16 protein-coding genes, 1 tRNA gene and 4 pseudogenes are annotated in these 25,712 nt (G+C 73.0%); 13 read left to right on the top strand and 8 right to left on the bottom strand.

Annotated elements, in window-relative coordinates:
* Nucleotides 1-194: 194 nt before the first annotated feature.
* The 6 genes and pseudogenes from CP974_RS12390 (at nt 195) to CP974_RS30175 (ending at nt 9,151) form a co-directional block, all read left to right on the top strand.
* Entirely contained in the window at nt 195-2,360 is a 2,166-nt protein-coding gene (locus tag CP974_RS12390; RefSeq protein WP_031132169.1) for a restriction endonuclease, read from the top strand.
* 740 nt (nt 2,361-3,100) lie between these two features.
* Nucleotides 3,101-5,719 carry an aminotransferase class III-fold pyridoxal phosphate-dependent enzyme gene (locus CP974_RS30845; protein ID WP_317984097.1) on the top strand — a complete coding sequence of 873 codons (2,619 nt, stop codon included), beginning with the start codon at nt 3,101-3,103 and terminating at the stop codon, nt 5,717-5,719.
* Nucleotides 5,720-5,721: 2 nt separating this feature from the next.
* Complete coding sequence (locus CP974_RS12375; RefSeq protein WP_085921199.1) at nt 5,722-7,332, top strand: aldehyde dehydrogenase family protein; 1,611 nt, start codon at nt 5,722-5,724, stop codon at nt 7,330-7,332.
* A gap of 65 nt (nt 7,333-7,397) precedes the next feature.
* Nucleotides 7,398-7,781 (top strand): hypothetical protein, encoded by a 384-nt coding sequence (locus CP974_RS12370; RefSeq protein WP_031132174.1) that lies wholly within the window; start codon nt 7,398-7,400, stop codon nt 7,779-7,781.
* A gap of 641 nt (nt 7,782-8,422) precedes the next feature.
* Nucleotides 8,423-8,689 (top strand): annotated as a pseudogene (locus CP974_RS30180) (type II toxin-antitoxin system Phd/YefM family antitoxin); the annotation flags it as partial.
* A pseudogene (locus tag CP974_RS30175) lies at nt 8,682-9,151 on the top strand (type II toxin-antitoxin system VapC family toxin). The pseudogenes CP974_RS30180 and CP974_RS30175, both read left to right, overlap by 8 nt.
* Before the next feature lie 384 nt (nt 9,152-9,535).
* Here CP974_RS30175 and CP974_RS12355 read toward each other — a convergent pair.
* Both CP974_RS12355 and CP974_RS12350 read right to left on the bottom strand, forming a co-directional pair.
* Nucleotides 9,536-9,862: a GYD domain-containing protein gene (locus CP974_RS12355; RefSeq protein ID WP_031132178.1), complete on the bottom strand. Its 327-nt coding sequence runs from the start codon at nt 9,860-9,862 to the stop codon at nt 9,536-9,538.
* An 870-nt stretch (nt 9,863-10,732) separates the two neighbouring features.
* Nucleotides 10,733-11,137 carry an SCO4402 family protein gene (locus CP974_RS12350; protein ID WP_031132180.1) on the bottom strand — a complete coding sequence of 135 codons (405 nt, stop codon included), beginning with the start codon at nt 11,135-11,137 and terminating at the stop codon, nt 10,733-10,735.
* A gap of 193 nt (nt 11,138-11,330) precedes the next feature.
* Here CP974_RS12350 and CP974_RS12345 point away from each other — a divergent pair, with 193 nt between their 5' ends.
* On the top strand, nt 11,331-11,666 hold the full coding sequence (locus tag CP974_RS12345) for an ankyrin repeat domain-containing protein (protein WP_031132182.1): 336 nt from the start codon (nt 11,331-11,333) through the stop codon (nt 11,664-11,666).
* Here CP974_RS12345 and CP974_RS12340 read toward each other — a convergent pair.
* Nucleotides 11,638-11,977 (bottom strand): annotated as a pseudogene (locus CP974_RS12340) (transposase); the annotation flags it as partial. The gene CP974_RS12345 and the pseudogene CP974_RS12340 overlap by 29 nt on opposite strands.
* A 287-nt stretch (nt 11,978-12,264) precedes the next feature.
* On the bottom strand, nt 12,265-12,963 hold the full coding sequence (locus tag CP974_RS12335) for an Eco29kI family restriction endonuclease (protein WP_051839483.1): 699 nt from the start codon (nt 12,961-12,963) through the stop codon (nt 12,265-12,267).
* Between the two features lie 135 nt (nt 12,964-13,098).
* Here CP974_RS12335 and CP974_RS12330 point away from each other — a divergent pair, with 135 nt between their 5' ends.
* The 3 genes and pseudogenes from CP974_RS12330 to CP974_RS12320 form a co-directional block, all read left to right on the top strand.
* Nucleotides 13,099-14,457, top strand: coding sequence for a DNA cytosine methyltransferase (locus CP974_RS12330; protein ID WP_031132186.1), 1,359 nt, complete (start codon nt 13,099-13,101; stop codon nt 14,455-14,457).
* Nucleotides 14,458-14,462: 5 nt separating this feature from the next.
* Nucleotides 14,463-15,233 (top strand): very short patch repair endonuclease, encoded by a 771-nt coding sequence (locus CP974_RS30170; protein ID WP_223844455.1) that lies wholly within the window; start codon nt 14,463-14,465, stop codon nt 15,231-15,233.
* A gap of 119 nt (nt 15,234-15,352) precedes the next feature.
* A pseudogene (locus CP974_RS12320) lies at nt 15,353-15,823 on the top strand (integrase); the annotation flags it as partial.
* 132 nt (nt 15,824-15,955) lie between these two features.
* Here the strand turns inward: CP974_RS12320 and CP974_RS12315 are convergent.
* Nucleotides 15,956-16,028: transfer RNA gene (locus tag CP974_RS12315), tRNA-Arg, on the bottom strand.
* 310 nt (nt 16,029-16,338) lie between these two features.
* On the opposite strand from CP974_RS12315, the gene CP974_RS12310 reads away from it, so the two are divergent.
* Entirely contained in the window at nt 16,339-18,891 is a 2,553-nt protein-coding gene (locus CP974_RS12310) for a heavy metal translocating P-type ATPase (RefSeq protein ID WP_078915627.1), read from the top strand.
* 283 nt (nt 18,892-19,174) lie between these two features.
* Nucleotides 19,175-20,920: a class I adenylate-forming enzyme family protein gene (locus CP974_RS12305; RefSeq protein ID WP_037938015.1), complete on the top strand. Its 1,746-nt coding sequence runs from the start codon at nt 19,175-19,177 to the stop codon at nt 20,918-20,920.
* Nucleotides 20,921-21,103: 183 nt separating this feature from the next.
* On the opposite strand, the gene CP974_RS12300 is transcribed toward CP974_RS12305, so the two are convergent.
* Complete coding sequence (locus tag CP974_RS12300; protein WP_031132195.1) at nt 21,104-22,417, bottom strand: M6 family metalloprotease domain-containing protein; 1,314 nt, start codon at nt 22,415-22,417, stop codon at nt 21,104-21,106.
* A 298-nt stretch (nt 22,418-22,715) separates the two neighbouring features.
* Nucleotides 22,716-23,252: a MarR family winged helix-turn-helix transcriptional regulator gene (locus tag CP974_RS12295; protein ID WP_031137055.1), complete on the bottom strand. Its 537-nt coding sequence runs from the start codon at nt 23,250-23,252 to the stop codon at nt 22,716-22,718.
* A 270-nt stretch (nt 23,253-23,522) separates the two neighbouring features.
* On the opposite strand from CP974_RS12295, the gene CP974_RS12290 reads away from it, so the two are divergent.
* A complete protein-coding gene (locus CP974_RS12290) occupies nt 23,523-24,284 on the top strand; it encodes a dioxygenase family protein (RefSeq protein WP_031137057.1) in 762 nt (253 codons plus the stop codon).
* Between the two features lie 45 nt (nt 24,285-24,329).
* Here the strand turns inward: CP974_RS12290 and CP974_RS12285 are convergent, their stop codons facing one another.
* Nucleotides 24,330-25,709 (bottom strand): questin oxidase family protein, encoded by a 1,380-nt coding sequence (locus tag CP974_RS12285; RefSeq protein ID WP_223844454.1) that lies wholly within the window; start codon nt 25,707-25,709, stop codon nt 24,330-24,332.
* Nucleotides 25,710-25,712 lie beyond the last annotated feature (3 nt).

Here is a 25,712-nt window from a genome sequence, read left to right as displayed (position 1 = left end):
CACCGCCGCCCACCTCCCCGCGACACCGCCGCCCACCTCCCTGTCGCGGCGACCCGCGCGCCGCGTCCGGTGCACCACCTTCCGCAACGTGATGTGCGGGACCGACATCGCTGGATAGAGTCGGCTCGTCACAACTGGTTGCGGGGGCAACCAGTTTCCGGCGCTGCCGGTGTCCTGGGGAGGGCCTGCCGTCCATGAGTCGTCGCTCTACTGGTTCGGTCGGCGTCTGGGCCGAGGTGCAGCGCCAGCAGCAGCGCCAGCTGGAGGCGGACGCACGGCGGCAGCGGGAGCAGGCCCGCCAGGCGGCGGCGTACCAGCGGCGGGTGGCGCAGAGCCACCGCGAGTACCGGCAGGCCGAGGCCCGTCGCCGTACGGCGGAACTGGACGCGGAGGTCGAGGCGTTGCGCGGGCTCCTGGCCGCCGGGTGCCGGGCCCCCGCCTTCCGCGCGGCGTCGCTGATGCGCGCCGAGGAGGTCCAGCCCTTCGCGCCGGGGCCGCTCGCGCAGCCGCTGCCCATGCCGGACCCGCGGCACTACCAGGCGCAGGGCGGCTGGACGGCGGGCCGCCGCGCCCAGGCGGAGGCGGAGGCGCGTGCCCGGTTCGAGCGGGACTGGCACGCCGCGCAGGCCGCCGAGGCGGAGCGCCGACGGCAACTCGACGCGTACCGGGCCGAGTACGACCGATGGGCCCAGGCCCGGCTCGCGGAGCTGCGCCGCCACAACGCCGGGGTCACCGAGGTCGCCGAGGGCGTGCGGCGGCGCGACCCGGACTCCGTGGTCGAGTACTTCTCCGCCGCCCTGTACAGCTCCACGGCGTGGCCGGAGGGCTTCCCGCGGCAGGTGTCGGCGGCGTACGACGCGGCGGCGCGCCAGCTCATCCTGGACTGGGAGCTGCCCGGCTACGACACGGTGCCGGCGGTGAAGTCGGTCCGCTACGTGGCCGGGACGGACGAGGACAGGGAGACGGCCCGCCCGGTGACCCAGCGCCGCGCGCTGTACCGGGAGGTGCTGGCCCAGTGCCTGCTGCTCGTCCTGCACGAACTGTTCGCCGCGGACGAGTCCGCCGCCCTGGAGTCGGTGGCGCTCAACGGCTTCGTGGACGGGCACGACCCCGCCACGGGGCGTCCCTCCCACATCCACCTGGGCACCGTCATGGCGCCGAGGGCCACCTTCACGGAGCTGCGCCTGGAGCAGGTGGACGCCATCAGCTGCCTGACGGGCGCGCTCCGGGGACGGCTCGCGGCCCAGCCGGACCAGCTGTCGGCCGTACGGCCGGTGCGGCGGCCGGAGGAGATCGGCAACCGGGTCGTCACCCACGGCGGCGGGGACGCCGGTGACGAGCCCGATCTGTTCGCGATGGACCCGCTCGCCTTCGAGGCCCTCGTCGCCGAGCTGTTCCGCGCCATGGGCATGCAGGCGGTCACCACGCAGCGGTCCGGCGACGGAGGGGTGGACGTCGACGCGCTGGACCCGGCGCCGATCCGCGGCGGCAAGATCGTCGTGCAGGTGAAGCGGTACCGCGGCACCGTGCCGCCCACCGCCGTGCGCGACCTGTACGGAACGGTCCAGGACGTCGGCGCGAACAAGGGCGTGCTGGTGACGACCTCCCGGTTCGGGCCCGGCTCGCACACCTTCGCCAACGGCAAGCCCCTGGAGCTGGTCTCGGGCGCCGAACTCGTCGACCTGCTGCACCGGCACGGACTGAGCGGCCGGCTCGGGGACGCGGGAGGAGGCGCCCCGGCTCCCGGGCGGGCGGGCGGCCGGGCCCACGACGGGGACTCCGGACCGGACGGTGGCCGGGGCCGGGACCCGGGCCAGGGCCGGAGCGGTCGACGCCGAGGCGGCGCCGCCCCGGCGCCCGGCGCCGCCCCGCCGGACGACTACAGCGTGCTGGGCATGTCGTGGTCGGGCGACGTCGCGCTCGACGTCTGCGCGCTGGTGTGCCGGGGCACGCGCGTGCTGAGCGACGACCACTTCGTGTTCTTCAACAACCCGCAGACCCCGGACGGCAGCGTCGGCGCGATACCGGCCACGCCACCGGACAAGGCGGCCATCCGCGTGTCCTTCGACGGGCTCCCGGCGGAGGCCGACCGGTTCGTGCTGGTCGCCGCCGTGGACCCGGAGGTCAACCCGGGCGCCGACCTGTCCGGCTTCACCGACGCCTGCGTCCGGCTGCTCGACCCCGCGCGGTCGGAGGTCGGACGGCTGGAGGTCTCCGACGGCCGGCCGGGCGAGACGGCGCTGGTGCTGGGCTCCTTCCGGCGCAGGCCGAACGGCGACTGGGACTTCGTGCTCGGCGGCCGGGGATACGCGGGGGGCCTGGAGCAACTGGTCGGGGAGTACGGCATCGAGGTCGAGTAGGCGACCGGCCCTGGGCCCCGGCCCCGCGGCGCGGACGTCGGCCCCGCCCCCGCCCGTACGGGGTGCGGCGCCCCGCCCGTACAGGAGGCGGCGCCCCGTCCCGTACAGGAGGCGGCATCCGGAGCGTCCTTCAAGCGGAATCCGAAAGCCCCGTTCAAGTGGCGCCGTGAGAAGACGGGTCGCTCGCGAAGATCCGGTGCACCTCCCCGGGGAGATGGCCGGTCTGCTCCTTGAGCGGGAAAGGACCGCACCGGCGGAACGCGCCGCTACGGATATCCCCGTTATCGGGGATCGGCCGATCCGCCGCCGCCCGCCCCGCCCCGGAATGCGACAGGCGTACGGGACGACGTGCGCGTGACGGATATCCCCACCCGGCTTCCCGCCCCGCGGGCCGGGCAACCGGAATCCGGCCCGCCACCGCCCCGCCGTCGCAGTCGCGGTGCCCGCACGCCGTCACGGCGGCCCCGGACGGCCGTTTCCACGCCGGTCCGAGACCTCCTGCCCCGCCGGCGGAGGCCCGCCGCGAAACGTCGGGCGCGGCCGAGGAGCGAATTCCCCTGATCCTTTCCGCGCCTTCGCCGGAACCACTTGAACGACCCGCTGTCCCTCTTTCCGCAGCGGAGATTAACCTCCCCGCGAAGCCCTCAAAGGGCCGTGCGAGAAAGCGAGGGGAACCCGAGGGAAAGGGAACCCCCGGTCGACCCACATTCTGATTCTCTGCGACTTCTTGCGAGGATGCGATGAAGCAGCCGCCGTACGGCGACAGCCCGGCACCGCCCACCGCCCAGCGCACGGACCCCGACGCCCTCGCGGCGACGGACCGGGCCCGGCTGATCCACCCGCACCTGCCGGGCGGCGTCACCGAGCGCGTCGTCATGGTGGAGGGCTCCGGCTGCCGGCTGCGCGACGCGCACGGCCGCGAGTACCTCGACGCGACCGGTGGCCTCATGCTCGCGCACGTCGGGCACGGGCGGCGCGAGCTGGTCGAGGCGGCGGCCGGGCAGATGGCGAGGCTGGAGTACTACACCAGCTTCCACGAGTTCACCAACGAGCCGTCGATCAGGCTGGCCGAGCGGCTCGTCGACCTGGCGCCCGCCCCGATGGAGCGGGTCTACTTCACCAGCGGAGGCGCCGAGGCGGTCGACGCCGCCCTGCGCATGGCCCGCCTCTACCACCACCGGCGCGGCGAGCCGGACCGGACCTGGGTCCTCGCCCGGCACTTCGGCTACCACGGTGTCACCTACGGCGGCGCGGCGGTGACCGGCATGCCCATGTTCCACCGGGGCTTCGGTCCGATGATGCCCGGCGTGCGGCACCTGACCCCGCCGATGCCCTCGCACCCCGGGATGTACGGGGGAGAGGACCCCACCGAGTACTGCCTGCGCGAACTGCGGGAGACCATCGAGGACATCGGCGCCGGCCGGATCGCCGCCATGATCGGTGAGCCGATCCTCGGCGTCGCCGGAGTGGTCGAGCCGCCCCGCGACTACTGGCCGCGCGTCCGCGAACTGCTGGACGCCCACGGCATCCTGCTCGTCCTGGACGAGGTGATCACCGGTTTCGGCCGGACCGGGCACTGGTTCGCCGCCGAGCGGCTGGGCGTCGCCCCGGACCTGATCGTCACCGCCAAGGGCCTGACCTCCGGCTACTTCCCGATGGGCGCGCTGCTGGCCGCCGGGCACGTCGCCGACGTCGTCACCCGCGAGGAGGGGTTCCTCGGCGGGTACACGTACAGCGGTCACGCGACCGGGTGCGCGGTGGCGCTGGAGAACCTCCGCATCCTAGAGCGGGAGGGCCTGCCGGCCGCCGCCACCGAGATCGGCGGCCACCTCGGCACGCGCCTGCGCGCACTGGAGGAGCTGCCGGTCGTGGCCGAGGTGCGGCAGATCGGCCTCATGCTGGGCATCGAGCTGACCGCCGACCCGGCCACCGGCGAGCCGGCGCCGGCCGACCGGGTGCCGCCCCTGGTGCGCGAGCGGCACGGGGTCATCGTCCGCAACAACCCGAACACCGTGCTGCTCAGTCCGCCCCTGGTGATGAGCCGCTGGGAGGCGGACCGGGTGGCGGACGCGGTGACGGACGTCCTCACCGAGTACGCGGACCGCCGCACCCACGGGCGGACCACACCGCGCACCACCGCCGCCGCACCGGCGCCCACAGCCGCACCCGCCTCCCCCGCCTCGGCTCCCGCCTCAGCCTCCGGCCCGGCTCCCGCCTCCCCCGCCTCACCCCCCGCCCCGGCAGCCCCGCCGGCCGCTCCGGCACCCACCGCACACCCACTCCTCGACGAGCCCTGGAACCGGCCGCCGTCCATGCCCGACCTGCTGGCCGCCGCCATGGAGTGGCACTTCAGCCCGGAGACCGGCTCCCGCTTCTGGCTGGAGCGCGCCCGGACCCTGGACTTCGACCCGCGCCGGGACGTCCGCACCGAAGCCGACCTGGCGCTCTTCCCGAACGTCGTGGACGAGCTGCGCGACGTCCGCGTGGAGGACCTCGTACCGCGCGGCTACGGTGACGTGCCGGTGCCGCCGGACGTGTACGAGAGCGGCGGCACGACCGGCGCGCCCAAGCGCGTCGCCTGGCTGCCCGACCTCCACGAGCGGCTGACGGCGTGGCACTGCGAGGCGCTCGACGCGCGCGGGGTGCCGCGCGGGGTGAACTGGCTGACGATCGGCCCGAGCGGACCGCACGTCTTCGGCCCCATCAGCCGGACGATGGCGCACCGGCGGGGCGGCATCCCGTTCACCGTGGACCTCGACCCGCGCTGGGTGAAGAAGTGCGTCGCCGAGGGCAGGGCCGAGGACGCCAAGCGGTACGCGGAGCACGTACTCGACCAGGTCAGGGCGATCCTGCGGAGCCAGGACGTCGGCGTCGTCTTCACCACGCCCCCGCTGCTGGAGGCGATGGCCGGGGACGACGAGCTGGCCGGCCTCCTCGACCGCAAGGTCTCCACCCTGATCTGGGGCGGGGCGTCCATGAGCGTCGACACCCGCACGCTGCTGCGCGAGGAGGTGTTCCCGGGGGCGCGGCTCATCGGGTTCTACGGCAGCACGATGGTCGGCGGCGGCATGTACGAGCGTGCCGGGTCGGGCCCGCACGAGCCCTCGACCTTCGACCCGCCGTACCCGTTCATCAGCCTGCGCGTGGTCGACCCGGCGACCGGCGCGACGGTGCCGTACGGGGAGCGCGGCCAGGTCGTCATGAGCCACGTCAGCCGCAGCATGCTGCTCCCCAACAACCTCGAACGGGACACCGCCCTGCGGGTGCGCCCCGCCGGTGGCGGGGCCGGGGACGCGGTGGCGGACATCCGGCCGGTGCCCACCTTCGGCGGCACCACCGTCATCGAGGGGGTGTACTGACGATGCCGGCCGCACCCGTGGCCCCCGAGCCGCCCGGCCCCCCGGGCGCCGACGCACCCGGCCCGTACCGGACCCGGGGGACACCCCAGCCGCCCCGCCTGGGCGCCCTCGACGCGCCGGACGCACCGGACGCGCCGGACGCACCGGACGCGCCGGACGCACCGGACGCGCCGGACGCGCTGGACGCCCTGGGCCCCGGTGGCCCGTACCGGACGCGGGAACGGGAGGCCGTCCCGGACGTCACCGGCCGCCCGGTCGCGGAGCTGAGCCTGGTGCCGCGCCTGTACGCGCGGCGGGCCCTGGCGGCGCTGCGGCGGGCGGACGGCATGCCGCTGGACGAACGGCTTCCGGCGCTGGCCGAGGCGGGCCGGCTGTTCGCGACGGCCGCGCTCGGCGGCCTCACCCCCGAGCGGTACGCGTACGCCGTCGCCCGCGTCAGCGGCCTGCCGATCACCCTCGTACGGGAGGCGACCGCCGACACGGCGGCGGCCCTGGCCGGCGCGTACGGCTCGGCCTCCCAGGCCCGGCCGCGCGGCAGCCGGGACGGCGAGGCGGCCCAGGCCCCGTACCCGGCACAGCTCCGGCCCCTCGCGGTGGCCGACCCCACACCCCCGCCTCCGGGGCCGCCCGGCGGGACCGGTGCCGTGTGGATACGCCGGGGCGACGTGCTGTCGGTCCTCGCCGCGGGCAACCACCCCGGCGTCCACGCGCAGTGGGCGGAGGCACTGGCGCTCGGCTACCGGGTGGCCGTCCGCCCCTCGCGGCGCGAACCGCTGAGCGCGCACCGGCTGGTCACCGCCCTGCGGGAGGCCGGTTTCGGCGGCGACCAGGTGGCGCTGCTGCCCTGCGGCCACGCGACCGCCGACGACCTGGTGGAGGGCGCCGACCTGGCGATGGTCTACGGCGGGGACGCCGTCGTGGCGAAGTACCGGGCCCGTACGACCGTGCTGCCGCACGGACCGGGCCGGGCGAAGATCCTCGTCGCCGCGGACACGGACGCCACCGCGCCCCGCCACCTCGACACGCTCGTCGACTCGATCGCCGGGCAGGCGGGCGCCGCCTGCACGAACACCACCGCCGTGTACGTCGAGGGCGACCCGGCGCCGGTCGCAGAGGCGCTGGCCGCCCGCCTGGCCGCCCTCCCGTCGCTGCCTCCGGAACACGACGGGGCCGTCCTGCCGGTCCGGCCGCTGGACGCGGCACGGCATCTGGAGAAGTACGTGCGGGGCGAGGCGGCCGGGGCGGTGCCGTGGCTGGGCGGCGACGGCTTCGCGGACGACCTGGGCGACGGGTCGGCGGCGCTGCGCCCGGCCGTGTTCCAGGTGGGCGGCGCCGACGCGCCGCAGACCCGCCTGGAGATGCCGTTCCCGTGCGTGTGGGTGGCGCCGTGGAGCCGCGACGCCGACGGGGTGGCGCCGCTGCGCGACACGCTGGTCCTCACCGCCCTCACGACGGACCGGCACCTGATCGGCGCCCTGCTCCGCGAACCGACCGTCCGCAGCCTCCACGTGGGCGACCACCCCACCCACGCCCTGACCGCCGGCCTGCCCCACGACGGCTACCTGGGCGAGTTCCTGATGCGCGCGAAGACCTTCACCACCCACCCCACGTGACCGCCGCTCGCACCTGAGTACGCGTACTCTGCCCGCCCCGCTCCCGGGGCGGCAGGCTGGGGGCCATGCGACGACCGAAGCTCGACTCCCAGGCGGGTGCGTACCTCGTGACGGCGGTGGCGGCGGCGGTGCTGTGGGCCGCCTGGCTCGGCTGGGACCAGCACCGCGACGTACACCCCGACGGCTCCACGACCGGCCCGTACGAGGCCTGGCAGGTGATCGGACTGGTGCTGACCCTGCTGGCGCCGCTGTACTGGGCGGCGTCCCGCCAGGACGTGGTGGGCGCCGTCCTCGGCACCACGACCGGCATGACGGTCGCCGCGTTCGTCGACTGGTCGGACGACGCCAGCGGCCTGTACATGGTCGGGGTGGCCCTGGTCATGCTGGGCACCCTGGCCGCCACCGCCGCCACCGCCGCGACGATCGCCACCCTGACCCGCCGGCGGTAGTCCCGCGGTTCCGCAAGCCCAGCGCCCGCCGGTCACGTGTGCCGGCTGCTACGAGGTGGCGAGATGCCGCAGGCGATCGAGTCCGATACACGGCGGCTGCACGCCGCTCCAGGACCGTGGACAGCGCTTGGCAACGGACGCGGCCGCAGGGCGGTGGAGCGCAGAGCACGCCCGATGAGACGGTGTGCACGGCATCGTCCACGCAAACGGCCCCCGGACGAGACGCGAGGCCGAGGCAGGCCTCTCCCCAGGAGAGAAACCCCAGCTCAGAGCCACCGTGTCCGGTGCCCACGGCAGAAGTCGAACCAGCGACACCCGTCCCGCTGCCGGGCGTCGTCTCACGTGGTGAGTCCGCGGATGCGGATGAGCCGCAGGCGACGGAGGTGGCCGACAGGGAGCACTCGGCATCGCGTTCGCGTCGAGCCAGGAGATCGTGCGCTCGATCGTCGAGCGAAGTGGGCGCGGCCGCGAGGGGGGACTCGACGCGCCCTCGCGGACGGCGCTGCGCCTGATGAGCGCGCGCTTGCGCAGTCAACGGCGCAGCTGGTCGCAGCCGCAGTCCGCTACGGCCGAAGGCTCGTCGATGCAAGCCCTCGGCCACCATGTGTCACGTGGTAGCACTGGGCGCTACCTTGGTCGGTATGGGCGTTCAGCCCGAGATCACTCAACGGGACCTACGCAGCCGGTCCCGAGAGATCACGGATGCCATACAGAGCGGTCAGTCGGTCACCGTCACCCGTGACGGACATCCGATCGGCCGGCTCGTCCCGCTGCGTCGGCGCCGTCGGTTCGTCTCCCGCCAGGAATTCGCCGCGATGTCCAGGACCGCGCCCGGCATCGACCTCGACAGGTTCCGGGCCGATCAGGAGGCCACGGCCGACACCCACCCGGACGACCCCTATGACCGCTGGCCGCTCGACGTACCAGCAGGGCATCCTCGACACCAGCATCATGATTCTGCGTCGCTGGGTGGCCCCTGAGGAACTACCGGACGAAATGGCGATCACCGCAATCACCCTGGCCGAGTTGTCCGCCGGTCCGCACAAGTCCGTCGCGGCAGCGACGAACAGAGCAGCTACAGCGGACACGCCGAACGCGCCCGCAGACTCGACGTCCTGCAACGCGCCGAGAACGAGTTCGACCCGATCCCCTTCGATGCCGAAGCGGCGCGCATCTACGGCCGCATCTGTGCCGCAGTGATCGGCGCCGGCCGCAAGCCACGCCGCCGGGTGGCCGACCTGATGATCACTGCCATCGCCGTGGCCGAGGACCTTCCCCTCTTCACCATCAACCCTGACGACTTCACAGGGTTGGACGACCTCCTCACCGTCGTACCGGTCACCCGCCCAAGGGTGCCCCACGAAGGCTGACGGCAAGGCACTGGTGTGGTGGGCGCAGACCGGACTTCTTGGTACGCCGTAGGCACCGAAGTGGTCACGCAGCAGGGCCGGCTCGAGCTTTCAAGCCCCACCAACCGGCCCTGTATCGTGCGCCCCGGCAGGATTCGAGCCTGCGGCACCCGCTGCAGGAGTTCGATCCATGCTCGCTTCGGACGCTGTCGGCGACTGATACGACGGGCGGACAGGGTCGCTGGTGTCCGCCCCCGTCCGGTGTCGTTGATGTCAGCTGTAGAGGTCAGAGCCCCCTGATCTGTAGCTCTACGGAGGTCGACCACTACTGGACACGGACGGTTGCTGTACATCGCTGTCGTCTTCTCGATGCCTGAACCCAGCAGCCGCCAGCCGTCTGGACCGCTACGCGCCGGGAGCCCGGTACTGGACTTGCCCGGCTTTGCGCAGGGCATCCATGGTTTCGTCGATGGTCAGGAGAACGGTCGTCTCGAACGAGCTGAGTGCGCCGCCTCCGCTGATCGCCAGGGCAACGGCGGCCATGGAGACGTTGTCGGGGGCCTCCCACAGGTTGTAGCCGTCGCGGGTGCCGAACGCGTACCAGAAGCCGTGGAGCTTGCCGCCGACGGACTCGATGTACGCCTGAGCGGTCTTCGCGCGGTCCTCGGGGTGGCCGATGAGTCTCGCCCAGGTCTCCGGCGTGTAGCTGAACCTCGATAGATAGAGCGGCATCACGTCTCCCTTTCGTCCCAGCAAGAGATGCCCGCGCAGGGCGGGATACGTCTCCGAGGTCGCCCGCGTATCCCCCGAACGGCCGGAGCGGTCACGGCGTCCGGTTGCGTCTCCTGAGAAGTGGTGTCGGATTCGACCTGATCCGGGGTTGTGCCCCGGCCGCATAGATGAACAGCCACGGGCTGACGTAGGCACGCGACTGCATGGAACAGCTCGGCGGCCTCCTCTTCCGTCCTCGGCCGCCCTAGGTCTGGCCCCCATGCCACAGGGATCAAGCTGTAACGGCAGTGATCACGGCCGCTACAGCCAGAGCTAGAGGGCAATCGACTAGTTCACGGGTGACGCGAGCACCGCGTGAGGAGTTCGATCAAAGGTGCTCTGCCACACCCACGCCGGGACGTCCGGCCACCGCCCCGGGTCGCTGGCGGATGCGGCTGTGCGCCCTCGTTGACGTCAGCCGTGGATGTCAGGTTCGGAAGAGCTGGGGGTGCGGACAGGGCTCCAGCGGGTCATCCGGACGGGCCGCCCACTTCCACCAGACGTGCCGAGCGGGGCACCGCCACAGCATGCGGCAGGCGCGTGCGCCATCATCTTCCCGGCCGCTGAGGACAAGGCCGCCGGCCCTCATAGTCTGAGCGCACTCGGGACCTGTGGGCGGAGCTGCTGTCATGGGACGCAACCTGCCTTGGCTCGAGGCGGTGACGTCATGAGCCTGGGAAGCCGCGGAGCGTTGGAACCTGTCAGGGCACTGCACTGGGCGAACGGTGCCCCTGCCGCTCTTCAGACTGGGTTCCTCCTCGCCATGAGTCCCCGTTGTTCCCCACTCGATCTCGTGTGCTTGCGGTGCGGCCTCACGTGCGGGGCAGCACGTCATGTCGGCTCGGACTCGTGCAGCGCGACGAGCTCCGTCAGGTCATTCGCGACCATGACCTGTGCGAGACGTCCGGCGATCGCCACGACCTCGGGCCACGCTCGCGAGGCAAGGTGCTCTTCGTCGGTGTCGTTGGGCGCGTCGGCCGTCGCCGCGTTGAGTGCGGTGCCGAGTTGCCGCATGAGGACGACCTCTTCCTGGGTTCTCAGGCTGGTGCCCAGGTAGCTCTCGGGGCTGTGGGCGTCGCAGAAGTCGTCGAAGAGGGTGTGGAAGACGCGGTCCAGGCTCTCGAACGCTGACGGGTCCAGCCATACGTCCCGCTGCCATGGAGGGTTGGCCAGGGCCAGGACTGCCGGGACGAGGTGGACTCGGAAGTTCGCCAGACGTCGGCTGTCCTCTCTCACGGGTGAGAGGGTAGCGGCAGCCTGCGGACCAGCGCCCTCAGTTTCACCTCACCGCAGACGGCGGCATGCTGGCGGCCGCACGGGTGTACGACGGCCGGGCAAGCGGTCACCACTTTGGACGTCATCTCGATGGGTGGTGCGGGCAGCGAGAAAGCTCGTTGGCGGGCACGGGTGGGGCGGGTTGAATGGCCTCGTGAACGACTACTGGACGCCGGCTCATTCTGCGGTGGAGCACGAGGACGCCGAGACATTGGCGCGTCTGCTCGCCGCCGGTGCTGATCCCAATGAGGTGCAGGGCAACTCGACGCTCTTGACGCACGCCATCGACGTTGAGGGAGACAGTACCTTGCAGAGCGGGCGCCCGCTGGCCGTGCACACCACGGCCATCCTGCTGGCCTTCGGCGCGGACCCGCAGCTCGCGGATCCCGGTGGTCACACGCCCATGCGCATGGCCGAGCACTACGACCACACGCTGGCGATGGAGCTGTTGCGGCGACACATCAACAGGCACGATGGCGGAGGCATATGAATGTGCAGGCGATGGCCGTGAATGCCAGGAAGTACTCGGCTTTGCGCTCGTAGCGTCGGTGCAGTCTGCGGCATCCGGCGAGCCAGGACATGCTGCGTTCGATGGGCCAGCGGTGTCGGCCCAGCCGCTGCGAGGACTCGGCGCCCTTACGGGCAAGATGAGGTGGGTGATGCCCCGCTCACGTAACCACCGCCGCCGGTGGGATTAGTCGAAGCCCTTGTCGGCGTGCAGCTTGCCAGGTCTGCGTCGCCGGGGTCCTCGGCGGGAGCGGATCGGCGGTATGTCTTCACCAGGGGGATCAGGGCCGCGGAACGCGCCGAGCGGATGTAGTGGCCTACGTGTGGCACTGCGCCGGGAACGACCAAGGGCCAGCCTGGGAGGAAACCCTCCTGAGCTGGCCCTTCTGGCTGTGCCCCCGGCAGGATTCGAACCTGCGACACCCGCTTTAGGAGTTCGATTCAGGCCCGCTCCGGCTCCGGCCAGCGACTGGGGAGAGAGTGGGACAGGGACGCTGGTGTACACCTCCGTCCGACGCTGTTGATGTCAGCCGTGGATGTCAGGAGTCCCTGACCCGTGGTTGTATCCGGATTGGCCGCGATTACTCCGTGGGAAGAGAAGCGTCTTCGGGAAGGAGACCCAACTGTTTCCAGTGATTGATGATGCGGATCTTGGATTCCAGGGCTGTATACTGGCTGGGCTTCGACATTTTGTCTGGCGCGGACCATGCGCGGCCTGGGTGGAGGTCGTCCCATGGAGGCCGCGCCTGGTTGGTTCGACCGCTACCCGGCGCATGATTGCCGAAGCCATCCACGATAGCGTTCCATACGGGCCGGAACTGTCGGAGCATCACCTGCTCGGCAAGTGAGACGAAGAAGTCAACGGCGACCAGGTAGCGGACCCGGAAGTCGGCTACGTCGAGATCATAAGCTTGCTCGATAGAGCGGCGGTGTTCGCGGAGCCGATCCCACAGGGCATCCTCATCGTCGGGATTTCCGGCTCCTCCCCCCTTACGTCCGCCCTCTGGGGTCGCCTTCCCGACATAGATCGGCGTCTGGCAGTAGGGCTCTGCGATGGGCCAGTACAGCTCGTGATCGCCCACGTAGTAGATGGCGTAGATCCCGGCCCCTATCATCAGCGGGACGTCTGTAAGGGGTTCCGGCTCCATCTCCAGCATCCGCATCTCGATGCTGCGCCCGAGGTTGTCCAGCCTCAGAGGGTCGTATGGATCGGGACGAAGTGCGATTTCCCTCCAATTGCGCGGTTTGCGGGCGCCGTTCACCGGCTGTGCCTCCGACATGTAGAGCAGTCCCCCTCCTTGGACGATGCCGCGTACGCGGTTGTGGTGGTAACTGTAACGAGCGCCTTTTCCCTGGTGAGCCAGCTCTGCGTGACCCCACGCATGTGATCGCTAACTCCGCGGTACGATTTCAGCATGTCTGAACAGCACGGATACGAACATGCAGACCGCACCAGCGTTGAGCTGTTCGCGGGAGGCGGGGGTCTTGCGATGGGAGTCCACCACGCGGGGTTCCGGCCACTGCTGTTCAACGAGTTCAACAACCGGGCCTGTGAGACGCTCGAAGCGAGCGCCAAGCTGACCCTTGGCTCGGACGGTATCCAGCGGACCCTGGAGGTCAAGCCCCAGCCGCCGGCACCCGGTGAGCCAGCGCCTCTGTTCCCTGGTGACGTGCAGGATCTCGATCTGAGCGCCTTCCACGGCAAGGTTGATCTCCTCGCCGGCGGCCCCCCATGCCAGCCCTTCAGCGCGGGTGGTGTCGCCAAGGGCGACGAGGATAAGCGCAACATGTTCCCGGCCGTCTTCAAGGCCATCCGCGAGACCCAGCCGAAGGCCGTCATCTGCGAGAATGTCCGCGGTCTGCTGCGTCCCTCGTTCCGGGACTACTTCGAGTACATCAAGCACGAACTCACGCTTCCGTTCGTCGAGCGCGATGACGAGGTGCGCTGGCAAGAGCACGACCGGCAGCTGACGAAACTGATCGAGGGGGGCGGGGGCGGGACCGCCGACCAGCGGTACGTCGTACGGCACATTCCGGTCAACGCGGCTGATTACGGCGTGCCGCAAATCCGTCACCGCGTGATCATTGTTGCCTTCCGTGAAGACCTCGCTGTGGACGTCGATGCCTTCGTCAAGGACGTCACCCGGACTCCCTTCGATCAGGAAGCCCTGTACCGGACGATGCGCGATGTGGACGGCTCCTACTGGGGAAGGCACAAGGTGGAGGACTATGTGCGTGACGAGGTTCGAGACCGGCTTCCGAAAGACCTCGGCCCTGAGAGCGAGAACGAGGAGCGGAAGGTCAGGCCGTGGCGGACCTTGCGTGATGCCATCCAGGGCTACGGGCTTGACGAGCGTCTTCCCGCCCTGCCCGCTATCGATTTGGGGAAGCTTGACAGGAAGACCCCGCAGGGCGGCGAAATCACCGACCATATCGGCTGGCCCAACGCCCGAATTTACAAGGGTCACACCCCGAACGAGCTCGATCGCCCCGCCAAGACCGTTAAGGCAGGTGTGCATGGAGTCCCCGGCGGTGAATCCGTCGTGCTCCTGGACGACCGGGAGCATGACGCTAGCGCGCCGGGGGGATGGCGTCGGCTGCACCGTTACATGACAGTCCGCGAGACAGCGCGCGTCATGACGTTCCCCGACGAGTGGCACGGGGCCGGCCCGCGCGGCGAGAAGATGCGCCAGCTTGGAAACGCCGTGCCGGTCGTACTCGCCGAGTTCTTCGCCAAGAAGGTCGCCGCTGCTCTCGCGTCCGTCGGCCACTAAGCGGCGTGGTGATTGTGGACACGCGCACCTGGAAGGAAACGCGACCGCCCGAGCGCGCGTACCAACGACGCAAGGGCGTCAAGCCGACCGCCGAACAGGACCGCGCCGCTGGCGGTCGCCACCGCCGCACTGTCGCCATCGGCGAGGACCGGTACGCGCGCGCGTCCGTTTCGTTGCGGCTGCCCAAAGGCAACCGCCGCATACGTGCCTACCTTCGCTGGTCCCAAGACGGTAAGACTCAGGAGCGGTACATCGGAGAGGTTGACCACAAGACGCGCGCCGCCAACCTCGCTCAAGCTTGGCAGCAGGCCCGAGCCGCTGGGATGTTGACCGAGGAGCCGCTACCGCCCGGCTCCAAGGCATCCTCTCGGGAGGTCCGCGCGGTCATGCGGGCCAACCGTGGTCGGGACACCAAGCCGGAGCTGGCGTTGCGCTCGTTGTTGCACCGAGCTGGCCTGCGCTATCGCGTGGATACCCAACCATTGGAAGGGGTGCGCCGCCGGGCCGATATCGTCTTCCCGAGAGAACAAATCGCCGTGTTCGTGGATGGGTGTTTCTGGCACGGCTGTCCTGAGCACATGCGCGCCTCCAAGAAGAACGCTGATTCATGGAGAACCAAGCTTGAAGGCAACCGTGCTCGCGATGCTGAGACCAACGAGTTGCTGCGCACCGATGGGTGGACGGTGATCCGGGTCTGGGAACACGAGAATCCTGCCGAGGCCGCACGGCGCATCACGCGCGCCGTACGGGACGTACAAGCTGGCAAGAAGTCGTGAGCTGCCTCAGGCCCACCAACCTCTACCCACCAGCCTCCCCAGCTCCCATCCCGTCTGCCTTCGACCCACACGCAGTGGAGCGGGCTTGGCCCCTGGTGTCCAGGTGGAGAGCGCGCCACTCCACCCTCCTCCTCGCGAACTGGGAGGGGGAGACGACCGCCGTTGCCGATCGGCGCCTGGACGAGGTCGGCAAGCGGCTGCGCGGGCCGGTCGACGCGCTGCCCACCGGCACACCCGAACACGCCGCCGCACTCGCCGAGTACCGCGATGCCCTGACGGGTCTGCGTAACCGGCCGGGCGGGTTCTGGATCGCCGGCCCCGACCCGCTTGCGGCGGAACACGCCCTGGCGGGGACGGTGCCGTTGGAATCGCTGGCGTCCGTGACGCTGCTGAGCGACGGCGCCACGCGCCTCGTCGACAAGTTCGCCCTCGCCGACTGGCGGGAGGTGCTGGCCGTCCTGGACTCCACCGGCCCGGATGGGCTGATCCGCCGCGTGCGGGAGGTGGAGGGCGGCGACCCCGACGGTCGGCGCTGGCCTCGCGGCAAGACGCACGACGATGCGACGGTTGTTCACTGGCCGCTCTCGTAGGGCGGTGGGGGAGGGGGCTCCGGCTGGGGGATGTGGCCTTCGCGTGGCAGTAGCGGCGCGAGTGGCACGACTTCGCACATGGCGAAGGGCCAGCCTGGGAGGAAACCCCTCCTGAGCTGGCCCTTCTGGCTGTGCCCCCGGCAGGATTCGAACCTGCGACACCCGCTTTAGGAGAGCGGTGCTCTATCCCCTGAGCTACGGAGGCGGGGCCTTGGGTGCCGGGTGGGTGGGTACTCCCAGGGGGAGTTCGCCCGAGCACCTGCAAGGGTGGGCCGCTGCTGAGGGCGGCCTCACACAGGTTAGCGGATCGGGGTGGGGTGATGGGGGCGAGGGCGGCGAATCGGTTCGATCATGCGGGGGCTGTGGGGCGGGGTGGTCGTGTCGGTGTGGTGGGCGCCCCCTGCTCGTGAGGACCCGGCTGGGCGGCGCGATGGGACGGGGCGCGCGACACTGGTTGCGGACCTGTCGCCGCGCGGGGGAGGCCGGGGCGCCCGTACGCAGCTGGAGGGATCTACATGTCCCATCCGTCCAACGGCCACGGAGGCGAACGCCGCGGTCCCCGGCAGCCTCCCGCGGGCGAGGACCGCAGTACGGCGGTGCTCGACGTCCGGGGCCTGAACTGGGCCTCGCAGCAGAGCACCGTCACGGCCGTGCTCCGCCGGCGGCCGGGGGTGGTGGACGTGGAGGTGAACCCGGTCGCCCAGGAGGCCACGGTGGTCATCGACCCCCGGCGTACCTCGGTGGCGGAGCTGCGCGCGTGGGTGACCGAGTGCGGTTACCACTGTGCCGGTCAGGCCGTGCCCGCGCACATCTGTGACCCCCTGGCCGAGCCGGTGCCGTCCGGTGCGGTCCCTTCCGGTACGGCCCCGTCCGGTGCGGCCGGGGCCGCGCCCGCCGCGCCCGCCGGGCCCGTCGCGGCGGCCCGACCGGGGGCGCCCCGCGCCCACCCCCCGACCGGGCCGCCCGCGCAGGCCCCCCGCGAAGGCGGCCCCTCGCCGGACGAGGTCATGGGCCACGGCGGGCACGCCGGCATGTCGATGGCGGCGATGGTCGCCGACATGCGCAACCGCTTCCTCGTCGCGCTGGTCTTCTCGATCCCCATCGTGATCTGGTCGCCCATCGGCGAGGACGTGTTCGGCCTCCATGTCCCCGTGCCGTTCGGCCTGCGGCAGGACGTGTGGGCGCTGCTGCTGAGCCTGCCGGTGATCTTCTACTCGTGCACGATCTTCTTCGGCGGGGCCGTACGGGCCCTGCGCGCCCGCACCCTCGACATGATGGTCCTCGTCGCGGTCGCCGTCGGCGCGGGCTGGCTGTACTCGCTGGTCATCACGTTGACGGGCGGCGGGGACGTCTTCTACGAGGCGGCGACCGTCCTGGCGTCGTTCGTGCTCCTCGGCCACTGGTTCGAGATGCGCGCGAGGGGCGGCGCCAACGACGCCATCCGCGCCCTCCTCGATCTGGCCCCGCCGAAGGCCCTGGTCCTACGCGACGGCGAACCGGTCGAGGTGCCCACGGCCGACGTCGCCGTCGGCGACCTCCTGCTGGTCCGGCCCGGCGCCAAGATCGCCGCGGACGGTGTGGTCGAGGAGGGGGAGAGCGAGGTGGACGAGTCGACGGTGACCGGGGAGAGCCTGCCCGTGCACAAGGCGCCGGGCGCACCGGTGGTCGGCGCGACCGTCAACGCCAACGGCACCCTGCGCGTGCGGGCCACGAGGGTCGGAGCGGACACGGCACTCGCCCAGATCGTCAAGCTCGTGCAGGAGGCGCAGAACTCCAAGGCGCCCGGGCAGCGGCTGGCCGACCGGGCCGCCTTCTGGCTGGTGTTCGTCGCTCTGATCGGCGGAGCGCTGACCCTCGCCGTGTGGCTGCTGGCGACCGACCGGCCCTTCGGCGCCGCCATGCTCTTCGCGATCACCGTCGTCGTCATCACCTGCCCCGACGCCCTCGGCCTGGCCACCCCGACCGCGATCATGGTCGGTACGGGGATGGGGGCCCGGCGTGGCGTGCTGTTCAAGAACGCCGTCGCCCTGGAGACCGCCGCCTCCATCCGTACCGTCGTCATGGACAAGACCGGCACCCTCACCAAGGGCGAACCGGAGGTCACCGACGTCGTCACCGTCCCCGGCGCGGATCAGGGTGAGGCCCTGCGCCTGATCGCCGCCGTGGAGCGGCAGTCCGAGCATCCGCTCGCCGCGGCGGTCGTACGCCACGCGGAAGGCCGGCGGGTACCCCGGGCGGACGCGCGCCACTTCGAGAACGTGCCCGGTCACGGCGCGACCGCCGTCGTCGAGGGACACCGCGTCGCCGTCGGCAACCGCCGCCTGATGGAGCGGGAAGGCGTGGACCTGGGCCGGCTGGCCGCGCGCCGCGAGGAACTGGCCGCCACCGGTCGTACGGTCGTCATCGCCGCTGTCGACGGCCGGGCGACGGCGCTCGTCGGCATCGCCGACGCGGCCCGCGAGTCGTCGGGGGAGGCCGTCGCCGAACTGCACGCCCTCGGCGTCGAGGTCGTCATGCTGACCGGCGACAACGAGGCCACCGCCCGGCGCATCGCCGACCAGCTCGGCATCGACACCGTCATCGCCGAGGTTCTGCCCGGCGACAAGGCCGCCGAGGTCGCGGAGCTGCAGCGCGGCGGCCGGAAGGTCGCCATGGTCGGCGACGGGGTCAACGACGCCCCCGCCCTCGCCCAGGCCGACCTCGGGATCGCCATCGGCGCCGGCACCGACGTGGCGATCGAGACCGCGGACCTCGTCCTCATGCGCTCCGACCCCCTCGACGTCCCCACCGCCCTGCGCATCGGCCGCGGCACCGTGCGCAAGATGCGGCAGAACCTCGGCTGGGCCATCGGCTACAACGCCGTCGCCCTCCCCATCGCCGCGGGGGTCTTCGAACCCGCCACCGGCCTGGTCCTGCGCCCCGAGATCGCCGCACTGTCCATGTCCGGTTCCAGCGTCATCGTCGCCGTCAACGCCCTCGCCCTCAAACGCCTCCGCCTGCCCGGCAGCGCGGCGGGCGCCGACCGTTCGGAGGAGGCCGCCGGGGTGGCCGCGGCGCGGAAGCCTTGAGCCGCCCGCACGTGCGGGCGGGGCCATGACGGGGCCGGGCCGCCGTGGGGGCCTGGCCGTGGGGGGCCTGTTCTGCGGGACGGGTCTCGCGGGTCGGGTCGTGGGGGTCGGGTCTTGCGGGTCGGGTCGTGGGAGTCCGGCCCGGCGGGTGGGGCTGGGCGAGCCGGGGCCCGGGGGTCATCGGCGGCCGTGGACCGGCGCCGCGTGATCACGCGGGGTTCTCGCGCGGGCGGCTGCCCGGGCCGTCCGCGGGGGCCTGAGGGCGGTGCTGTAGCGTCCCCGCGTGTCGTACGTCGAGACCTCGTCGCGGGCCGAGGCCCTGCTCACCGCCCCCGGAGCGCCCTTCGCCGTGGTGCGGGGCGGCGACGGGCGGCTGCGGTACGCCGCCGGGCCGCGCACCCTGCCGGAGTTCGCCGACGCCGCCCGCGCCCACGGTGACGCGCCGTTCCTCGTCGGCGAGGACGGCACCGTGTACACGTACCGCCTCTTCCTCCGTGCCGCGCGGGCGCTGGCGCGGCGGCTGGCCGGTGCGTACGGGCTGCGGCCCGGCGACCGGGCCGTGATCGCGGGGCGCAACCACCCCGAGTGGCAGGTCGCGTTCTGGGCGGCGCAGTTCGCCGGGCTGGTCGCCGTCCCGCTGAACGCCTGGTGGACCGCCGGCGAGTGCGCGTACGCCCTCGACGACTGCGCGCCCGGTGTCCTCCTCGCCGACGACGAGCGGGTCCGGCTCCTGGGGGGATGGGCCTCGCGGAACGGGGTGCCCTGCCTGGACTTCCGGGCCGCCGCACGGGAGGCCGCCGCGCATGCGTGCGAGGGCGCCGGGTGTGCGGGCGGGACCGTCCCGGATGCGTGCGGGGGCGTCCCGGATGCGTGCGGGGGCGCCGGGTGCGAGGGCGGGTCCGCCGCTCCGGCGCTCCCGGTCGTGCGGCCCGACGACGACGCGACCATCCTCTACACCTCCGGCACCACCGGCCGCCCCAAGGGCGCCGTCGCCACCCACAGCGCGCAGGTCGCCGCCGCCATGAACCCGCGCTACCAGGCCGCCGCCGCCGCGCTCGACCGGGGCGGCGCCCCCGCCACCGCCCGGCCGCCGGTGTCGCTGACCACCTTCCCCTTCTTCCACGCCGCCGCCTTCACCTCCGTGTACGCCGTCATGGCCGCGGGCGGCACCCTCGTGCTGATGCGCAGGTGGGACGCCGCCAAGGCCCTCGACCTCGTCGACCGCCACCGCGTCACCCACTACGCGGGCGTCCCCGCCACCGCCCTCCAGCTCCTCGACGCCGCCGCCGGGCGGCGCCTGGCCACCCTCACCAACCTGAACACCGGCGGCGCCCCCGCCCCGCCCGCACTGGTGCGGCGCCTCACCGACGCGTACGGCGACCGGATCGAGCCGCGCAACGGCTACGGGCTGACCGAGACCTGCGGCGGCGTCCTCGCCCACTACGGCGAGGCGTACCGCCGCCGGCCCGACAGCGTCGGCCGCCCCACCCCCGTCACCGAGACCCGCGTCGCCGGGCCCGACGGGCGGCCGCTGCCGGACGGCGAGACCGGCGAGCTGCTGCTGCGCGGCCAGAGCCTCGTCCGCGGCTACTGGCGGAACCCGGAGGCGACGGCCGCCGCGTTCACCGCGGACGGGTGGTTCCGGACCGGTGACCTGGCCGTGGTGCGCGAGGACGGGCGGATCAGCGTCGTCGACCGCGTCAAGGACGTCGTGATCCGGGGCGGGGAGAACGTGTACTGCGCCGAGGTCGAGGCCGCACTGTACGGTCACCCCGCCGTCGCCGAGGCCGCCGTGGTGGGCGTCCCCCATCCCGTACTGGGCGAGGAGGTCGCCGCGGTCGTACGGCTCCGCGAGGCGTCCGGCACGGTCACGGCCGGCGAACTGCGGGCGCACGCCGCCCGTGGCCTCGCCGCCTACAAGGTCCCGGCCCACGTCGTCCTCCAGGACCTCCCGCTGCCCCGCAACGCCGGCGGCAAGGTGCTGAAGGACCGGTTGCGGGATGCGCTCGCGGCTGCGGGGGGCTGCTAGCCGTCGTTCCCTCAGGGCTGCCGGAGCGGCATGAGAGCCTCCCGCCCGTCCGCCCGTCCGCCTGTCCGCCTGTCCGCCTGTCCGCCCGTCCGCCCGTCCGCCCGTGCCCGTCTGCCCGGTCCCGCCGCGGGTCCGCCCGGTCCCGCCGCGGGCCCGGCCGGTGCAGCCGCGGTCCCGGCCGGGTCAGCCGCGCGTCACGCGGACCCGGTACGACCCGTTCCGCTCACGGGACAGGACCGTGACCGTCACCCCGGCCGCCGCGTCACGAAACGTTTCCCCCGGTCCGTACGGCGCGTCCGACAGTTCGGCGTGCACGTTCGGGTGCCGGGTGCAGCCGCCGCTGCCGGGGTCGCCGTCCTGGACGGTCACCGGACCCTGGCCGGTGTCCACGTCGGCCCGCACCCGGTAGACCAGCACGCCCGGGTCGCACACCGCCTCGTCGTTGCCCTCGCCGGTGCGGACCTCCAGCGCGTACCCGGCCAGCTCGCCCAGCGGGACGACCGCCAGCTTCACGCCCCTCCCCGGCCGGGCCAGGGGCGTCAGCGTGTACTCGCGCGTGCCGGGCCTGGACGCGCAGCGCACCTGGGAGGCGTCGAGCCAGCCGAGCTTCCACTTGTGCCAGCCCAGCAGGTCGTTGTTGGCCCCCCAGTCCTCGGACATGATGTCCCAGTGGCCGACCGCCGCCCCGCCCTCGGCGGTGTAGAGGTCGGGCAGGCCGAAGACGTGGCCGTTCTCGTGGGGGAGCACCCGGTAGCCGGTCTCGTGGAAGGAACCGGAGCCGTCGTCCTGGCGGCTGTACACGAACGACGTGTTGGAGAGCGTCACCCCGTCCGCGCTCGGCGCCTCGCCGTTGCCGGAGAAGGTGACGGACAGGACCGTGTCCAGCGCCGAGGGGCCCGCGTTGGGCGTGACCAGGACGTTGACCAGGTCGTACGCGCTGAAGTCCACGCGGTCGTCGGCCGCCTCCACGATGTGCTCGACCAGCTTGCGGTACCCCGGCTCGTAGGGGGCGCCCCGGTCGATGCCGTACTCGGTGAACGGCAGCGGCATCCGCAGCCAGGACGGCACGGGCGCGTACGGGACGTAGCGCAGCCGCCCGTACGAGCTGACGCGGAACCAGTCGGCGGTCTGCGGGAAGAACTCGCGGTACCGGCGCATCGCCGGGCCCTCGCCCGGCGTGTCGGGGAAGTCGATCATCAGGTTGAGCGCGCGGACCACGCCGGTGGAACGGGTGTAGCCGGGCGGTGTCGGGATGCCCTCGGACATCTGGACGCCGGACTCCGCGCGGATGCGGCAGGCGGCGAGGCCGCCGGCGTCGGCGGACTCCGCGAGCGCCCGCGCCGCCGCCGGGTCGGAGGCCGCGGGGCCCGCGGTGGCGGGGGCGGGCCCGTCGAGCGTGGCGCTCGCCGTGGCGAGGGCACCCACGGCCACGGCCGCGGCGGCTCCGAGCGCGGCCGTCTGGCGTATTCGCCGTCGTCGGCTGGTCGGCTGCTGCATGCCCACAGCCTGTGGCGGGTGGTGCGGGGGCGCGCGCCGGGTGACCCGATCGCGTGAACGCGGGTGGGGGCTCCAGGCCGTGCCGCGACGCGCTTGGCGCGGGCGGGTGGTGCGGGGGCGCGGCGGCGGGTGGGAGCGCTGGGCCCGGCGGCGGGCGCCGGGCCGGCCGGGCGCCGGGCCGGTCGGCAACGGGCAGGTTGGGTGCCGGGCCGGTCGGGCGCCGGCCGGTCGGGGTGCGCCGGGGCCCGGCGGTGCCCGTCGGGTCAGGGCGCGGGAGGCGACGGCCGGTGCCGGCGCCTCAGCGGAGCCAGGGCAGGTCCGCGGTCGGGTCCGAGGGCTCCAGCGCGTCGGCGACCACCCGCATGATCCTGCCCAACTGGTCGACCTGGTCGGGCGTGAGCCGGTCGAACATCGCCTGCCGCACGGCCTCCACATGGCCCGGAGCGCTGCGGCGGAGCACCTCGAAGCCCTCGTCCGTCAGGTACGCGTTCTGGCCGCGCTTGTCGGAGGGGCAGTCCTCGCGGCGCACCCAGCCGTTCTTCTCCAGGCGCGCGATGGCGTGGGAGAGGCGGGAGCGGGTGATCTTGGCGGCCTTGGCCAGCTCGGTCATCCGCATCCGGCGGCGGGGCGCCTGGGAGAGCTGGACGAGCAGCCCGTAGTAGACGTGCGGCATCCCGGCGTCGCGCTGGAGCTGCCGGTCGAGGTGGTCCTCCAGGAGCATGGTGGCGTGGAGGTACGCACGCCAGACGTGCTGCTCCCGGTCGGTGAGCCAGCGCGTCCCGTCCGTGGTGCCCGGTCCGGCGGCGCCCTCGCCGTCGATGGATGCGGTGTTCATGCATCCACTGTACTTCTTCTTGAAGCTTCAACTAAACAGCGTTACCGTAGGCCCTGTAAGAGCTTGAACGTTCAAGCGTGAGGCCCACGTGACGCGAACAGGACGACCACCGCCATGACCCGTACCCCCTCCGCCCCCTCGCACCCCGCCGCGGCCGTCACCGGAACCACCGCCACCGGAACCGCTGCCGCCGCCGGAACCGCTGCCGCCACCGGAACCGCCGCTGCCGGGACCACCGCCGCCACGGGGGGCGCCGCCTTCGCCGGGCGGATGCCCGCCCTGTACCTCTCCCACGGCGCCCCGCCGCTCGCCGACGACCCCGTCTGGCCCGGCCAGCTCGCCGCATGGGCCGCCGGCCTGCCCCGGCCGAAGGCCGTCCTGATGGTCTCCGCGCACTGGGAGGAGGCCCCGCTCGCCCTGGGCGCCACCGAGACGGTGCCGCTCGTCCACGACTTCTGGGGCTTCCCCGAGCACTACTACACGGTCCGCTATCCGGCCCCCGGCGCCCCGGCGCTCGCCGAGGCGGTGCGCAAGCTGCTGCGCGCTCCGGGCACCCCCGTGCAGGACATCCCCGACCGGGGGCTCGACCACGGCGCGTACGTCCCGCTCGTCGAGATGTTCCCGGACGCGGGCGTCCCGGTCCTCCAGATGTCCCTGCCCACCCTGGAGCCGGCCCGGCTCATGGACCTCGGCCGCAGGCTGGCGCCGCTGCGCGACGAGGGCGTGCTGATCGTCGGCAGCGGCTTCTTCACCCACAACCTGGCCGCGCTGCGGCAGGGCGGCGTTCCGGCCTGGTCGGCCGAGTTCGACGACTGGGGCCGCCGCGCCCTGGCCGCGCGGGACGTGGACGCCCTGCTGGACTTCCTGCACAAGTCCCCGGCCGGGCGGCTCGCCCATCCGCGTACGGAGCACTTCGCGCCGCTGTTCGTGACGCTGGGCGCGGCGGACGCGGCGGGCGACCTGGGCACGGCCCGCAGTGTCATCGACGGGTTCTGGATGGGCCTCGCGAAGCGGTCCGTGCAGTTCGGCTGAGCCCGGCGGGCGTGGCCCGCCCGCCCCGTCCGCCGGCCCCCCGGGTCAGGCCGCGTCCGGGCCGATCAGCTCGACGGCGAGGGCGGCGGCGGTCAGGGCGAGCGGGTCGCCGACGTCCAGGGCGGTGTCCGCGAACTTGATCGCGTGGTCGTCGCCGTGGGCCGCCGCCCGCGCGAACACCTCGCCGGGGTCCGGGGCGGCGCCCGCCGCGTAGGCCGCGCCCGTCGCGTAGGCCGCGCCCGTCGCGTAGGCCGCGGGCGCCGCCGGTGTGTACGCGGCCGTGACCGCCGCGCTCGCCGCCCACGCGGCGCCGACGCTGGGGGCCCACAGGGAGCGGGGGAGCGCGGGCAGGGCGCGCAGAACGGCGTTGGGCGCGGTCGCCGCGTGCACCAGCATGACCGGTTCGCCGTGCCCGTGGGTGGCGTACCGGTGGGTGGCGGCGGCGACGAGTTCGGTGAGGCGGGCCCGCGCGGTGTCCGGGTCGGTCCCGTCGGCGCCCCACCGCGGGAGGGCGGTCAGCTGGGCCAGCCGGTGCCGGATGCCCGCCGACTGGTCGGGGACGGCCGCCACGGCGTCGAGGGCGGCCGAGGCCGGTACCGGGACGAGGCGGTCCGGGGCGCCGAAAGGCGCCGGGTGGGCGGGAGGCGCCGGGTGGGTGGGGGTCGTCGGGTGGGTGGGGAGCGCCGGGTGGGCGAGGGGTGCCGGGCGGGCGGGGGCTCCCGGCGCGTGGGGCGACGGGTCCAGGAGGGTGAGGGGCGGCAGGGGCTGGTGGCGGGCGGCCCAGTAGCCGAGGGCATGCGCCAGTTCGGTGACGCGCGGCGCCGTCTCCCCGCCGGTGAGCAGCGTCCGTACGGCGTGGCCCACCCGGATCACCGGGTGGGTCGCGCCGCCCGCGATGCCGGGCAGCAGGCGGGGCCACCACTCGGCGAGGACCTCGCGCCAGGGCCGGGCGGCGGTGTCCCGCTCGAAGTAGCCGGTCCAGTCCGCGATACGGGTGGGGTCGCCGAGCGCCTCGCGCCAGTTCTCCGGCGTCACACGCGCACGGGGGGCCGGCATGTCCTCCAGCTTGGCGCGGTACCCGTCGAGCCAGCGGTGCACGCGTGGCGCGTGGCCGTGCCGTACGAGGGCCTCCACCGCCATCGGCGCGTGGTTGCTCAGCCATCCCTGCCGTTCCGGACCGGCGGCGTGCAGCCGCTCCAGCGCCTCGTCCAGCACGCCGGTCGTCTCCGCGCCGGGTGCGGCGGTGGGCGTTGCCGCGTCCGCTGGTCCCGGCGCACCCGTCGGGCCTGCCGTGGCTGCCGCGTTCGCCGTGCCTGCCATGCCTGCCGTGCCTGCCATGCCTGCCATGCCTGCCGTGCCTGCCGTGGCTGTGGTGGCTGTCGTGTCGGCCTTCTCGGTCGCCTCGGGGGTGCGAGTGTCGTCCATGCA

This window comes from Streptomyces fradiae ATCC 10745 = DSM 40063, from assembly GCF_008704425.1.
Classification (GTDB): Bacteria; Actinomycetota; Actinomycetes; order Streptomycetales; family Streptomycetaceae; genus Streptomyces; species Streptomyces fradiae.
Note: the sequence above shows the minus strand (reverse complement) of the source record. Positions and strands in the feature narration are given on the sequence as shown.

Excerpts from the sequence above, each read along its gene's own strand:
- CP974_RS12390 (WP_031132169.1), top strand. The coding sequence starts at position 195 with ATGAGTCGTCGCTCTACTGGTTCGGTCGGCGTCTGGGCCGAGGTGCAG.
- CP974_RS30845 (WP_317984097.1), top strand. The coding sequence starts at position 3,101 with ATGAAGCAGCCGCCGTACGGCGACAGCCCGGCACCGCCCACCGCCCAG.
- CP974_RS12375 (WP_085921199.1), top strand. The coding sequence starts at position 5,722 with ATGCCGGCCGCACCCGTGGCCCCCGAGCCGCCCGGCCCCCCGGGCGCC.
- CP974_RS12370 (WP_031132174.1), top strand. The coding sequence starts at position 7,398 with ATGCGACGACCGAAGCTCGACTCCCAGGCGGGTGCGTACCTCGTGACG.
- CP974_RS12355 (WP_031132178.1), bottom strand. The coding sequence starts at position 9,862 with ATGCCGCTCTATCTATCGAGGTTCAGCTACACGCCGGAGACCTGGGCG.
- CP974_RS12335 (WP_051839483.1), bottom strand. The coding sequence starts at position 12,963 with ATGTCGGAGGCACAGCCGGTGAACGGCGCCCGCAAACCGCGCAATTGG.
- CP974_RS12330 (WP_031132186.1), top strand. The coding sequence starts at position 13,099 with ATGTCTGAACAGCACGGATACGAACATGCAGACCGCACCAGCGTTGAG.
- CP974_RS12310 (WP_078915627.1), top strand. The coding sequence starts at position 16,339 with ATGTCCCATCCGTCCAACGGCCACGGAGGCGAACGCCGCGGTCCCCGG.
- CP974_RS12300 (WP_031132195.1), bottom strand. The coding sequence starts at position 22,417 with ATGCAGCAGCCGACCAGCCGACGACGGCGAATACGCCAGACGGCCGCG.
- CP974_RS12295 (WP_031137055.1), bottom strand. The coding sequence starts at position 23,252 with ATGAACACCGCATCCATCGACGGCGAGGGCGCCGCCGGACCGGGCACC.
- CP974_RS12290 (WP_031137057.1), top strand. The coding sequence starts at position 23,523 with ATGCCCGCCCTGTACCTCTCCCACGGCGCCCCGCCGCTCGCCGACGAC.
- CP974_RS12285 (WP_223844454.1), bottom strand. The coding sequence starts at position 25,709 with ATGGACGACACTCGCACCCCCGAGGCGACCGAGAAGGCCGACACGACA.